Source organism: Paraburkholderia sp. MM5477-R1, assembly GCF_050436385.1.
GTDB lineage: Bacteria > Pseudomonadota > Gammaproteobacteria > Burkholderiales > Burkholderiaceae > Paraburkholderia > Paraburkholderia tuberum.
Genome location: NZ_JBNDMC010000003.1, coordinates 1,018,541 through 1,033,146, shown reverse-complemented (window position 1 = coordinate 1,033,146; position 14,606 = coordinate 1,018,541). Strand labels below are relative to the sequence as shown.

At 59.6% G+C, this 14,606-nt stretch carries 7 protein-coding genes; all 7 read left to right on the top strand.

What is annotated here, in order from left to right:
• Positions 1–82 precede the first annotated feature (82 nt).
• The 7 genes from OKW35_RS08015 to OKW35_RS07985 all read left to right on the top strand — a co-directional run bounded on the left by OKW35_RS08015 (position 83) and on the right by OKW35_RS07985 (position 14,606).
• The gene (locus OKW35_RS08015) at positions 83–2,947 is read left to right on the top strand and encodes a site-specific DNA-methyltransferase (RefSeq protein ID WP_429551642.1); all 2,865 of its coding nucleotides are present in this window, start codon (positions 83–85) and stop codon (positions 2,945–2,947) included.
• A gap of 57 nt (positions 2,948–3,004) precedes the next feature.
• Positions 3,005–5,080, top strand: coding sequence for a UvrD-helicase domain-containing protein (locus OKW35_RS08010; protein ID WP_429551641.1), 2,076 nt, complete (start codon positions 3,005–3,007; stop codon positions 5,078–5,080).
• 67 nt (positions 5,081–5,147) lie between these two features.
• Positions 5,148–7,157 carry an anti-phage ZorAB system protein ZorA gene (zorA, locus tag OKW35_RS08005; RefSeq protein WP_429551640.1) on the top strand — a complete coding sequence of 670 codons (2,010 nt, stop codon included), beginning with the start codon at positions 5,148–5,150 and terminating at the stop codon, positions 7,155–7,157.
• A 6-nt stretch (positions 7,158–7,163) separates the two neighbouring features.
• Positions 7,164–7,889: a flagellar motor protein MotB gene (locus OKW35_RS08000; RefSeq protein WP_429551639.1), complete on the top strand. Its 726-nt coding sequence runs from the start codon at positions 7,164–7,166 to the stop codon at positions 7,887–7,889.
• Complete coding sequence (locus OKW35_RS07995) at positions 7,886–9,523, top strand: EH signature domain-containing protein (protein WP_429551638.1); 1,638 nt, start codon at positions 7,886–7,888, stop codon at positions 9,521–9,523. The genes OKW35_RS08000 and OKW35_RS07995 overlap by 4 nt, the downstream gene beginning before the upstream one ends.
• 4 nt (positions 9,524–9,527) lie before the next feature.
• Positions 9,528–13,292 carry an SNF2-related protein gene (locus OKW35_RS07990; RefSeq protein ID WP_429551637.1) on the top strand — a complete coding sequence of 1,255 codons (3,765 nt, stop codon included), beginning with the start codon at positions 9,528–9,530 and terminating at the stop codon, positions 13,290–13,292.
• A 381-nt stretch (positions 13,293–13,673) separates the two neighbouring features.
• On the top strand, positions 13,674–14,606 hold the full coding sequence (locus OKW35_RS07985) for a metallophosphoesterase (RefSeq protein ID WP_429551636.1): 933 nt from the start codon (positions 13,674–13,676) through the stop codon (positions 14,604–14,606).

The window sequence follows — 14,606 nt, the reverse complement described above, 5'->3', positions numbered from 1 at the left end:
AAGGTAGCGCGCCGCCTTGTAGCCGCAGACAAAAGATCTCTAGAAGAAGCCCCGACGCGCTGGATAACTGAGCAACAGACACATGGCCAAGACACCTGCCACGCAAGCCTCCAAAGTAATCGAAGACCTTGTCCACAACGAGGCCAAACGCAAGAACATCCCTACCGTGGAGCACCAGTCGGTGATGCTGCACCATGAGCAGGCACCGGTGAGGGTGACGTACCCGCGCGGTGGCAAGGGGCTGGACGACGAGAAGGAGCAACGCAACCATGACCTCGACCCGCAATTCGTCTGGCGTGGCAAGGATCAGCAGGACTGGTCTGACCTAGTGGTCAACGCGCCGCCGCTCTACATCCAGGAGAAGGTCAAGCCCAAGGTGCTGATCGATGACCTGCGCCGGGTCAGCGAGGCCACCGCACCGTCGGCGATGGGCGATTTGTTCGGCGACTTCAACGGTCTGCCTGAGGGCGCGGATTCGACGGAGTTCTACCAACACGAGGGGCATTGGCAGAACCGAGTGGTCCTGGGCGACAGTTTGCAGGTGATGGCGTCGCTAGCGGAACGAGAAGGCTTGCGTGGCAAGGTGCAGTGCATCTATTTCGATCCGCCGTATGGCATCAAGTTCAACTCGAACTTTCAGTGGAGCACGACGGCCAGCCGCGACGTGAAGGACGGTAATGCGGCACACATTACGCGCGAGCCAGAGCAGGTGAAGGCGTTCCGGGACACATGGCGCGATGGCATCAATTCGTACCTGACGTATATGCGCGACCGATTGATGGTGGCGCGGGACTTACTCGCTGACTCAGGATCGGTGTTTGTGCAGATCGGAGATGAGAATGTGCACCGCTTAAGGTCGGTGATGGACGAGGTGTTTGGCGATGGTAATTTCGTTTCACAAATTACCTTGAAAAAGACCGGCGGACAAACTGCAAATCTTCTGTCAACCGTGACTGATTACGTAATTTGGTATGCAAAGAATAAATCGGGTGCCAAGTTCAGGCAGCCTTACTTGCCAATGCGAGTAGGTGAAGGGAAGGGGACAGGTGAACGATACGGAAATATACGATATGAAGATGGAGCTGTTGGGTCATGGAATCGAGACAATGACATTCCTACTTCTGCGAAGTACGCACGCATTGATCCACTTACTTCAAATCGACCAGCCAAAGAGCACGAGCGATGGCCGTTTTCATTTCAGGGTATTCCGTATCTTGCAGGTGCAGGACGGACTTGGTCGTCAACTCCTGAGGGGCTAACACGGCTAGCACGAGCCAGTCGCATTTATTCGACGGGGCGTCAGCTTAGCTATGTCAGGTGCCACGATGATTTTTCAGTTACCCCGCTCGGCAATCTTTGGGAAGACGTTGCTGGAAAGACCGAAAAGATTTACGTAGTTCAAACCTTCGAGCGAATTGTCGAACGTTGCATGTTGATGGCCACAGACCCCGGTGACATAGTGCTAGACCCAACCTGCGGCTCCGGAACCACCGCCTATGTCGCTGAACAATGGGGCCGCCGCTGGATCACCATCGACACCTCGCGCGTCGCGCTGGCGCTCGCCCGCGCCCGCATCATGGGCGCGCGCTACCCATTCTACCTGCTCGCCGACAGCCCCGAAGGCCAGTTCAAAGAGGCCGAAATCACCCGAAGCGTTCCGTCCTCCCAACAGACCTACGGCAACATTACGCACGGTTTCGTATATGAGCGCGTGCCGCACATCACCCTCAAAGCCATCGCCAACAACGCCGAGATCGACGTCATCTGGGACAAGTTCCAGACTGTGCTGGAACCGCTGCGCGAGCAGCTGAACAAAGCTCTCGGCAAGGAATGGCAGGAATGGGAAATTCCGCGCGAAGCCGATGCCAGGTGGAGCGCCGCGGCCACAAAGCTGCACGCCGACTGGTGGCAGCAACGCATCGCAAGACAGAGGGAGGTTGACGCTTCCATTGCCGCCAAGGCCGATTTTGAGTTTCTCTACGACAAACCGTACGAGGACAAAAAGCGCGTGCGTGTGGCAGGTCCCTTCACCGTCGAATCGCTTAGCCCGCACCGTGTGCTTGGCGTGGACGAAGCCGACGAGCTGATCGACAGCGCGGCCGAAGATCGTGCCGATTTCGGCCAGGATTTTACCTCGATGATCCTGTTCAACCTCAAGGCAGCGGGTGTACAGCAGAAGAACAAAGACGACAAGATCGAGTTTTCCGCGTTGGAACCGTGGCCCGGCGAAGGCTACGTGGTGGCCGTCGGCACATATCTGGAGGGCGACAAACCTAAACGCGCCGGCATCTTCGTCGGCCCGGAATTCGGCACCGTGTCCCGTGCGGACTTGGTGGACGCCGCGCGTGAAGCCGGCGACGCCGGGTTCGACGTGTTGATTGCCTGCGCCTTCAACTATGACGCGCCGGCCAGCGAATTCAGCAAGCTGGGCCGCATCAACGTGCTGAAAGCGCGGATGAACGCCGACCTGCACATGGCCGAAGACCTGAAGAACACCGGCAAGGGCAACCTGTTTGTGATCTTCGGTGAGCCGGACGTCGATGTGCTGGACACGAAGGGCAACAGTATCCGCAGGTACGACGGCAAGAGTGACATCATCGAATTGCCCGCCGGTGAGGAGCTGGTGGTGAAAATCCGCGGCGTTGACGTGTTCGACCCTAGCACTGGCGAAGTTCGCAGTGACGACCCGGACGACATCGCCTGCTGGTTCCTGGACACCGACTACAACGAGGAATCGTTCTTCGTCCGCCACGCGTACTTCCTCGGCGCGAACGACCCGTACAAGGCGCTGAAAAACACCCTCAAGGCCGAAATCGATGCCGACGCTTGGGCGACCCTGCACAGCGACACTTCGCGCCCGTTCCCCAAGCCCAGCACCGGCCGCTTCGCGGTGAAGGTCATCAACCACCTCGGCGATGAGGTGATGAAAGTGTTCAAGGTGAGCTGACCAACGGAGCGATCTGATGCCAGTATCCAGCTCCACGCTTCCAGACTGAGTGACTATATGGAATTTCGCATCGCCGACACCTTCACCGCCAGCCTCGCTCGCCTGACCGGCGACGAGCAGAAGGCGGCCAAGACTACTGCGTTCGATTTGCAGGTTGACCCTGCCGGCAACGGCATGAGCTTCCATAAGCTGGACAAGGCCAAGGACCCGAATTTTTGGTCAGTGCGCGTCAGTCGCGACATTCGACTGATCGTGCACAAGACCGCTGGCAGCCTGCTGTTGTGCTATGTCGGCCATCACGACAAAGCCTACGAATGGGCCGAGCGCCGCAAGCTGGAAGTGCATCCCACCACTGGCGCCGCGCAGCTCGTCGAAATCCGTGAGCGCGTCGAGGAAATCCTCGTTCCGAAGTTCGTCGAGGACGCCAAATCTGCGAAGCAGAAACCGAAGTTGTTCGCGAAATACAGCGACGAACAACTGCTGGCTTACGGTGTGCCGACCGAATGGCTAGCCGACGTGAAAGCCACCGACGAGGATTCGTTGCTGGAAATCTCGGGCCATTTGCCCAGCGAAGCGGCTGAAGCCTTGCTCGAATTGGCCACTGGCGGCACGCCTGCGCTGCCGGCAGTAGTGAGCAAGGGAACCGATCCGTTCCAGCACCCGGACGCGCAGCGTCGCTTCCGTGTGATGTCCGACGTGGAGGAGTTGCAGCGTGCGCTGGAATTTCCGTGGGAAAAGTGGACGGTGTTCCTGCATCCTGCACAGCGGCAGATGGTCGAACGCGATTACAGTGGTGCGGCGCGTGTGTCCGGCTCGGCGGGCACCGGCAAGACCGTGGTGGCTCTGCACCGCGCGGTGCAACTCGCTCGCAAGGACGAGGATGCCCGCATCCTGCTTTCCACTTTCTCGGACAACTTGGCCAACGTGTTGCGATCCAACCTGTTCCGGCTGGCCTACAACACGCCGAAGTTGGCGGAGCGCCTCGAGGTGGCCTCGATGGATGCTATCGGGATCAAGCTATATTCTGCGGAATTTGGTAAGCCAGTATTCGCCAGCCGGGAGGAGATTTCGTCGCTGCTGAAGTCTGCTGCCAAGAACGTTGATGGACTGAAAGCCAACGCCTCCTTCATGCTGTCCGAATGGGACGATGTGGTGGACACCTGGCAGGTAGAAAACTGGGAGGCGTACCGCGATGCCAAACGGCTAGGTCGCAAGACCCGCCTTCCGGAAGCGCAGCGCGCGTTGTACTGGCAGGTGTTTGCCAAGGTGAAGGTGCAATTGCGGCAGGCCGGCAAGATCACCAAGGCCGAGATGTTCGACAAGCTGGCTGGGGCCATGCTCAAACGCAAGAATCCGGTGTTTGACTACATCGTCGTCGATGAGGCTCAGGACATTGGCGTGCAACAACTACGCTTTCTTGCTTCTATCGGCGACGACAGGCCCAATGCGCTGTTCTTCGCCGGGGATCTGGGCCAGCGCATCTTCCAGCAGCCGTTCTCGTGGAAGTTGCTAGGCGTGGATATACGCGGTCGTTCACGCACGCTGAACATCAACTACCGCACATCGCACCAGATTCGTTCGCAGGCCGACTTGCTGCTTGGCCCGGAAGTATCCGACGTCGACGGCAACGTGGAAAGCCGCAAGGGCACCATTTCCATTTTCAACGGGCCCGTGCCAGTCATCCGCAGTTTTGATAGCTCTGGTTTGGAAAGCCAGGCTGTCGGGCAATGGTTGAAGCAATCCAGCATCAGCGGCGTGCTGCCGCATGAAATCGGTGTCTTCGTCCGCTCGGAGGACGAGTTTCCGCGTGCGCTGGCCGCCATTGCCGCCGCTGGCCTGATCGCTCGCGTGCTCGGTAAGGATATGGCGACCGAGGAGGGCTTCGTCAGCATCACCACGATGCATTTGGCCAAGGGTATGGAATTCCGCGTGGTGGCAGTTATGGCCTGTGACGATGAAATCATCCCCTCTCAGGCCCGCATCGACCTTGCTTCGGATGATGCCGAGTTGACCGAAATCTACAACACCGAGCGTCAACTGCTGTATGTAGCCTGCACCCGCGCCCGCGATCAGTTGCATGTTTCCGCCGTAAAACCTGAATCGGAGTTCTTGCAGGATCTAACACAAAAATAGGGCGGCAACTCGTGAGCCGGAACCGTCGAGTTGAATTAACCAAGAATTGGATGGGGAAAAAGAACAAATGCCTGGCGTGAATTTGGGTGAGCTCGCATCGGAGTATTGGCACATCGGATTGGTCGCGCTGGTCCTGGCGTGGCTGTCGCTGGATTTCCTGTTCAGATTTGTCATCCGCTCGTTCAAGCTGAGAAGCGATCTTGCTAAGGCCATCGCGGCCTTGCGCTCGATTCGCGCCGAGAAAAAGGGGGAGCTCGTCGAACTCTCCGCGGTCGAGGCCAAGGCGATGAAGTCTGATGCCTTGTCTAACCTGTGGAATGAATACGCCAAGACGCTCCACAAGCAGCTTGGCGACGAGGACGAGCTGGGGCAGCAGCGCATCAGGTGCTGGCGCTCGACGGCGCTGGCCGAAACGTTCTTCACCGACCAAGCGATCGTCGACAGTCGCTTGAAGACGGACTTCTTCAAGCATCTTCCCGGGGTGCTTACGGGCTTGGGGATCATCGGAACCTTCGCTGGCCTCATCAAGGGCCTTGTGCATTTCGATGTGAGCGTGGATCCGGCGGCGGCACAGGTTCAACTTCAAGGGCTTGTGCGCTCGGTGGGGCATGCCTTCTATGTCTCCGCATCCGCGATCGGCTTGGCCATGCTGATCACCTGGGTCGAGAAGACGATCGTCACGGCCTGCTACGGGCAGGTCGAGGAAATTCGGGAGCTGATCGATGGGTTGTTCAGGGGCGGGGCGGGGGAGGAATATCTGCAACAGCTCGCCAAGTCGTCCCAAGACGCGGCGACCCAAGCTCAGCAGTTGCGCGACTCGCTGGTTGTCGATCTTAAGGAGATCCTGACGACGTTGACCGAGCGGCAGATCTCGGCCCAAGCCCAGCAGACCGGCCAGATGTCCGTCGACGTGGCCAAGGTCATTTCCGAATCATTGGCCATTCCCATGGCCGCGATGACGGAGGCTGTCCAGAAGGTCAGCGGGAGCCAAGGGGAAGCCGTCAACAAGCTGCTGACCGACGTGTTGGCGAGCTTTTCCGCGCAAATGCAGGAGATGTTTGGCGGCCAGATGCGCGGCATGAGCGATCTGCTGCAAAAGGCCAGCGAATCTATGCAGGCCACGGCCCTTCAATTCGGGCAACTCGCCGCGAGCATAGACGCCGCGGGCACCAACACTGTGGACTCCATGGGTGAGAAGCTCGCGCAGGCACTCGATGCGATGGACGCCCGGCAGGCGGCAATGAACGCTCGGATGGGCGAGTTCGTCGAGCAGATTCGCTTAATGGTTGCGCAATCTCAATCCGAGACAGGCGAGAAGTTGCGCGAGGCGCTAGCCGCGGTCGGGACTCAGGTCGCGGGCGTAGTCGAGACATTGCGAAAGCAGGCTGAGGAAGCGGCCGAGTCGCAAGGCCAACGCGCCCAGCGGTTCGAGGAGTCCACTGGCCAGGCGATTAACTCGCTCTCAGGACAGGTCGAGCAACTGCTCGCGCAGTCCATGGAGACCAACAAGTCTTTGCAGAACTCCGTGTCTGCCTTGGCCGGTGCAACAGATCGGGCGATGGCCAGCCTCAGTTCGGGTGCGGAAACCCTCTACGTCGCCGCCAGCGACTTCGCCAAAGCTGGCTCAGGCGTTTCCGAGACGATGCGCTCGGCCACTGCGGCCACCGAGTCGATTAAGACGGCCTCTGCCCAGCTCTCGACGGCCACAGACAACGCCAAGGGCATCTTCGCCGACTACGCTCGCACGCGCGACACGTTCGCCACGATGGTCGCGGAACTGCGGCAGACCTTCGAGTCGGCCAAGAAGGATGCCACGATGACCTCGGAGCTCATCGGCAAGATCCAGGCTGCTGCCCGCGAGCTCGCTGTGGCCCAGCAGCAGTCGGAGGACTACCTCAAGGGCGTCACCGAAGTTTTAGTCGGTGCGCACGAGTCCTTCCGCGACAATATCGACAAGACATTGGGTGAGGGCAATCGCAAGTTCCAGTCCGAGCTATCGAACGCCGTCAACCTCCTGTCCGGTGCAATCAAGAATTTGGGCGACGTGGTCGACGAGATCCCGGCTGCGCGTAGGTGATAAGCGATGTTCGGCCCGAAATCATCCAAGCGGCGCAATGCGAGGGACGAAGGGGAGAAGCCTTTCTGGATCTCTTTCTCCGACCTGATGTCGGCGCTTATGGTGTTGTTCCTCGTCTCGATGGCTATCGCGTTGATCGCCATTACCCAGAAGCAGAAGGTCATCGACGACACCATCGAGCTACGCAAGAAGACCATCGCCCAATGCCTGACCGAAGTTGAAGATGTCACCAAGCGGCCGGAGTTCAAAGGCGTGACGGTGCACGGCAACTCGATCGACTTTGGCACAGTCGTACTCTTCGCCGATCAGCAGCACTCGTTTGAAAGGACCGCCGACGAGCGATTCATTCGCAACTTCGTTCCTGAAGTACTGAAAGTGGCTCGTGCGAAGAGCTGCGAGACCTGGCTCAAACGCGTGGTGGTCGAAGGATTCGCTAGTCGCACTGGTAACTACCTCTACAATCTCAATTTGAGCTACCTGCGATCTCAGCGCGTCTTGTGCGCGCTGCTGAATACGCAAGTACCGGACGCGCTCTCCGAGGCTGATCGAAAGCAGATTCAGACGCTCTTCTTGGTCGGCGGCTCGTCCTTTAACACTGCATCAAACGATGGTCCGGCACGAATGCGACGGGTCGAGATCAGGTTAGAGTTCCGCGATTTCGGCTCGCCCGCCGAACCGACGCCAGACATTCCGCTCGACCCGGGCAAGTCCTGTCCGAATGACCTGCGATGAACGACGCGCTTGCATTGCTCCGCTCCGGCTTGGCACACTCGTTTTCGCAAGCGGCGAAAAACCCCGACCTATGGTCGGACGCGCGATCGATGGAGCGTGCGAAGGAGCGCGTGATCAGCGATCACGGCGGAGCGGCGATAAAGGCGGACAGTCGAACTATTTGGGCATCGATCGAAGACTTCAGACGGCTTGGCCGTGCCAAGAGTTTTCGTGAACTCAAATACGTTTGCCTTGGGGTCTCCGCCATGGACGCCAATGGCTGGTGCATCCTCGTCGAGGGCAGGTTGCGCGAGGAGGTTGGCAGACAAGTAGAAGAGCAGACGGCAATCCATCGCAAGCTGCGCTGCTTCCAAGCCTTGCTCGCCTCCTACTTCTCTTTTCCGCTTGGCGCGTCCAAGCTTGACCCAAAGGCTGTGACGGGCTGGACGATGCTTCGAACTTGGCTGCAAAGCCAGCGGAAGCAGCTGGCCGCCGCCTTGGAGCATGCTCCGCCTTGGTTCGAAGCCTTGGGCCGCCATTCGGAGCTCCTGACCGCGCGCCCCTGCGACAAGTTCGTCGCCGACTTGATGCGCGGTGACGCATCCTCGCTTGAAGAGGCTATGGACAGCCTGGCCATCGATCGCGATTCCTGGGTGATGGAGGCGGCTGTCTTCGCTCAGATCGAGGCGGCGGAGAAGTTCGACGACGGTCGATTCAAGGCGGCCTTGCCTGACCTGCTGCGCATCGCAATGGGCGAGGCTGGAGTGAAGGTCCGCGAGAGGCTTCGCATTCGCTGCGTCGCGTTGCTGGTCTCTCGATACGCACGCTGCTCTGCCACGCCTGAGCACCCAGGATTGCGCGACGCAGCCGTCGGCGTCATTGGCAACCCTTGGTTGCGTCGAGCGAGTTGGGATGCGCACGTTGTGGACTCAGCCAAGCAGCCGGACAGGCGAGCGCGGGAGATGGTCTTCGGCTGGCTCAAAGGCCGGCTCATCCAGGACTTCTTCGAGCTGCTGGGCGCCGAGGATGCCGGCGACACCCGGCGTCTCGTCTATTGGCTCCGCTTTGCGCCCTTCGTCGACGATATGTGGTTCGCCCTTGGTCCTGCAGCGCAATACCGAAGCGATCGGCTGTTCAAAGAGTTTCGCGAGCGGGCGAAGGGGCGGCTCTTGGACCTTGAAGGTGCGTCGGGGGATAACAACGCGTTCGTGATGAGGATCGGTGCTCACGTCGCTATCGAGTTCGGCGCCACAGGTCACGCGTTCTATTTGCTGAGGTGGGACGCTTTGCCGCCGGCCGTGTCCAGGGCGCTGACCTCGGGCAAGGCGAAGGACTATGTAGCGCTCGGCCAGCTCAAGCCTGAGCGACACGAATGGAAGCAGAGCCACCGGGATGCACCCGTCGCACTCAGGAGCTGGGAGCAGAAGTTCGACGATGAGCTATTGCCGCGATTGGGTGTAGCGCCGAAGGAGCGGCCGGTATGCGTGCCGGATCTCGAGAAACTCCTGCAAGGCCGCGATGTCATCGTGGTGGATAACAGGGCCAAGGGAGGCTCGCTTAGGATTGGACCGGATGAAGTGCTGGTTGGTGTAGCACGCCAGCTTTCGGCGTTGGGCATGTTGCTGCGGCGCGGTCGCGGCTGGATCAAGGAGTGAGGAGATGATCCGATTGTTCGGTTCGAAGGGCGGGGAAGGCCCATCCGAAGGCCGCTCCGCGTCGGAGGTCGATGTATCTTGGGGGCGCGACGGCCTAGCATTCGCCCCCAATCCTGCCGTTGACGCGTGGCTCGATCGGCCCGGTGCATTCGGCGCGGATTCGGAACTAGTGCTGTGGCTTCGGCAATTGGACGAGGAAGGCTACGTCAAGGCGGGGCCGTCCGGCGCGTCGATAGACTGGGAGTCCTATTACCAGCTTGAAGCCGCGGAAGGCCACTCTGCTTCGCTTCATCTGTTGAAGCTGCCTCCGAAGCGGGGCTGGCGGCCGGCGCTGTCCAGCCGGGGCGGACTCTCGGATGCGAACTTCGCCATCTCCATCCAGGGCTGGCGCGATGCGTCCGGCGCGGAGCCGGGGGGAGACGTGGACATCCAGGGGGCGATTCTCTCAGCAGACGACAAGCAATCGCTGCTCTCCGAGTCAGCATGGCGCGCCGTCCAGGCCATCGTCGAGATGCGCTCCAATTCGGCCGAAAGGCGCAGCCCCGAAGACAACAAGCGCGATTGGGCTCGAATCAGGCGGTACGCCATTGACGCCAAGGCCGATCTTGCCGATTTCCTTGCCAAGACCGTCGTGCTGACCCCTGAGCGGATTGACGTCCAAATGCGCAAGGGCGGCGAGGGGGCCCAAGATATGGTGGAGATCATGCCCGGATTTGACGGTGCTCCGAGCCGATGGTTGGAGATTTTCGATCGATTCGAAGGAGTCCCGGATCGCTACGAGATACCCGATGGCTCGGGCTTGGTCCACGTCCTGCTGTCTGAGGACGCGCGCACGGTTTTGTCAGAGATTCGGCGCATGCCAGGGCGACGGGTGGCCGGCGCCCGCGCGGAAGCGTTCCTGCGTAACCCGTTCGCGACGCTTGGCCCCTCGGCTGCAGCCATGATCGACCCGGATCAGTTCGAGCGCGCGCGTGAGGATGCCGGCATCGTTTTCGCAAGGTTCTCCGCGCGCGTCGTCGAAGACCAGTCCGGCTATCCGTGCGAGGTGGGCTTGCTCGTTGAGGAGGTCTTTGAGGGCAAGGTGGTGGCAGAGGAGTCCAAGTTCGAGTCCGCCTCCGAGCTCGAATCGTTCGTCGCCAAAATAGCGGGGCGCATTGCCGCTGGCGCGCAGTGCTGCCATTGGAAGGGCTTCGATCTCGAAATCCTGGGTGACTCCCCGGATCAAGCCGAGAAGCTGCGCTCCGCGTTAGACAGGCTCGCCCAGCCGCGCAAGATCAAAACGTCGGACATCTTCGATCTGCTGCTGTATTCCGAGCGCATCGAAGGCTTCGGCGTCGAGAAGCCCTACTACTCGCCCTTCATCGCTAAGAAGAGCGACGACGACGGTTGGGTGCCGGAGAATATCGACCTTGGCCTGTGGTTCACTGACCCCAAGGGCGAGGCGGTGGCAATACCGCTCGATGGGCGTGACTTGGACAAGTTCCGTAAGGAGATCGAGCAGGCCGAGCAGGAGAGTCGACAGACTTTCTCATTCCCTGGTTGCCCAAAGCCTGTGCCGATTGGCTGGGCTAAAGAGGCTCTCGAAACCTTGGGCAAGGTCAGGGAAGAAGTCAAAGGCGGAAATTACGATCCCGGCAAGGACAAATCGGGTCGCAATGCGGTCGAGCGCACGGGCTTGGTGGTCAAGCCCAACGTGGATGGGCTCGACTACGAAGAGCGACGTGGAGAGCTGTCGGCGGACAAGGCGCCGCCTGCGATGCCATCGAGCCTGCGTCTCGGGATCGAGCTCAAAGACCATCAGCGGGAGGGCTTGGCTTGGCTGCAAAAGATGTGGCGGCATTCACCGTCAGCATGCCGCGGTGCGCTCTTGGCCGATGACATGGGCCTTGGCAAGACCATCCAGTTGTTGGCCTTCATGGCCTCACTGATCGAGGCTGAGCCTCGCGTCGATCCATTTTTGGTCATCGCGCCCGTTTCGTTGCTGGACAACTGGAAAGCTGAGATCGAGAAGTTCTTCGCTGAGGGGGCGATGGATGTTCTCATGCTCTATGGCTCAAACCTCGCGGCCAAGCGCGCGCCGAAGTCCGCGCTTGATGACGGGCTGATTGAACCGGGTTCGCCCAAGCTCCTCGCTCCAGGCTGGCTGGGGTCGGCCAAGGTTGTACTGACGACATACGAGACCCTGCGCGACTTGGAGTTCTCCCTAGCCGCTCAGAAGTGGTCGGTGGTGGTTTGCGATGAGGCTCAGAAGATCAAGAACCCCAACGCGATGGTGACGCGGGCGGCCAAGAAGCAGAACGCCAGGCTCAAGATCGCGTGTACCGGCACGCCCGTCGAGAACACACTCGCTGACCTATGGTGCCTGTTCGACTTCGTGCAACCGGGCTTGCTTGGCTCTTTGAAGGATTTCGGCAGCAAATACCGCAGACCCATTGAGGCGGAGACCGAAGACGAGAGAGAACGCATCGAGGAGCTACGCGTTCTCATCGAGCCGCAGAAACTGCGTCGCACCAAGGCGGAGGTTGCCAAGGACTTGCCTAGGAAGCTCGTGCATGAGGGCTGCCGTAAGCTCCCGCTGTCCGCACGCCAGCGGGCTCTCTATGCGGATGCGGTGGCCCAGTTCAAGTCGCGCGGGCAAGGGCAGGGCAGTGGCCTGCAATCGCCGTTGGGGCTTCTGCAATACCTGCGCCGCCTTTGCTCAGATCCGCGGCCTCCGGGCCACATCGCCACTACCGACGAATCCGTCGAGGTCACTAGGAAGGCTTCGCCCAAGATGCACTGGATGCTTGGGCGGCTCAAAGAAATTGAGGCGTCGAGATCTGGCGACAAGGTCATTGTCTTCTGCGAGTTTCGGGACTTGCAGCGGGTCATCCAACGGGCCATATCCGAGGTGTTCGGCTTTGTGCCTGACGTAATCAACGGGGATACCTCGACCGAATCCGGCTCCGCCAACAGCCGTCAAGCTCGCATTACGGCATATCAGGACGCTCCGGGGTTCGGCGTGATCATCCTTTCCCCACTCGCAGTCGGCTTCGGCGTTAACATCCAAGCCGCCAACCACGTCATTCACTACACCCGCACATGGAACCCGGCCAAGGAGGACCAAGCCACCGACCGCGCATATCGTATTGGGCAGCGAAAGGACGTGCATGTTTACTACCCGGTCGTGGTCGGCGGCGATTTCGGGACTTTCGACGAGAAGCTCGACCTCCTGCTTGAACGTAAACGCGCGTTGTCCCACGACATGCTCAATGGGTCTGGCGATGTGACGCCATCGGATTTTGCCGACATCCAAGCGCCGGGCGGCGGCTCACCATTTAGCGAAGAGCCTTTCGACGCAGCCGATGTCGGTTCCCTAGGGCCGGATGCTTTTGAGGCCTTCTGCGCGCTGTTGTGGAGCAAGCAGGGCTACTCGCGAACGATCAAGACGCCCAAGACGGGTGATGGCGGCGTGGACATCGTGGCCATCGATGGCAATCGCGGCGCTCTCATCCAATGCAAAAGCTCTGGCGTCGAGGGCAAGGATATGGGCTGGGAGGCCGTCAAGGATATCTCGGCCGGATCGGCGGCATATTCGGCGAGATATCCGGGCGTCGAGTTCGAGCTCTTCGCTGCCACCAATCGCCGGTTCAACCAATCGGCCCGACAGCAAGCGTCGCTGCTGAATGTGACGTTGATCGAAGGGGGCGATCTGATCGATTTGCTTTCCAAGCACCCGACCAAGCGCGGCGAGCTCGATCGCTTCGCGATGGCTGGCTGGTCGCGTTGAGGGCAGACATAGCAACGGCTGGAACGTCTTGGCGCGTTTACCTTGGACGGGTATGTATCACGCGACTGCCATCGTCTCTGAGCCAGGTGGGGGCACAGCCATTCCGGAGACGCCATGCGAAAGGTTGGTGTTTCGCTTGGCCCCGATTTTCCGTTCCGGGAAAAATCGGGCAAAGGGTACAGTTAGTGCACCCGCAGCCTGTTTCGACTCGAAAAAAACTCACCGCAGTCGCGCGCAAGTGTTTGATTTACGGATCGGCGCATGCGTTGGGGTGCGGTTGAGGCAAAGAAAGTGGAACAATAGCGAAAGAATTCGGCGCAAAGTTTCTGGTACTTTGACTTTAAAAATGCTTGGCAGAAAAGCAAGCTTGATGGAGCAACTATGGGCTACGACATAATCGGGGACGTTCACGGGCAGGCGGGCAAACTTCGGGCGCTTCTAGCACGATTGGGCTACGCAAATCAAGAGGGGGTGATGCGACACCCTGAGCGAATGGCCATTTTTGTCGGAGACTTCATCGACCGAGGTCCACATCAGCTTGAGGTGCTCGATATTGTTCGCCCGATGGTTGAGGAAGGCAGCGCTCTTGCGACAATGGGGAACCACGAATTCAACGCTATTGCCTGGTATTTGCGTGACCCCGACCAGGACGACGAGTATCTGCGACCTCGCAAGGGCGAGGTAGGCGAGAAAAATCGGCATCAGCATGCAGCGTTTCTGGCTGAAATCGAGCACAAGCCGGACCTTCACGCAGACATCATCGACTGGTTCCTTTCTCTACCGCTCTGGCTCGACTTGCCCGAGTTACGGGTAATTCATGCTTGCTGGCATCCGGAGTTTATGGCCGAGCTTGAGTCACACTTGAAGCCGGGCCGCCTGCTCGACGAAGACATGATGGTCAAGGCCAGTCGCAAAGGCACAAGGGAATATCACCTCGTCGAAACTTTGCTCAAAGGCATTGAAGTCGAGCTTCCGCCTGGCTGCTCCTTTAAAGACAAGTCGGGACATACACGGCGCGAGGCTCGTACTCGCTGGTGGAATGAGGCTGCGAAAACCTATCGTCTTGCCGCTCTGGTCTCTCCTGAGAGCGAACCACAACTGCCAGATACAGACATTCCCGAGGATGCGAGAATCGGCTACGCCGGTGATAAGCCGGTGTTCGTGGGACACTATTGGATGACTGGCGAGCCCGAGATTCTATCGTCCACGGTTGCGTGCGTCGATTACAGCGCTGGTAAAGGTGGTCCGCTCGTAGCGTACCGCTGGAGCGGCGAGCAAGAATTGACTTCTAGCCAGTTCGTTTTGTCGCATTGA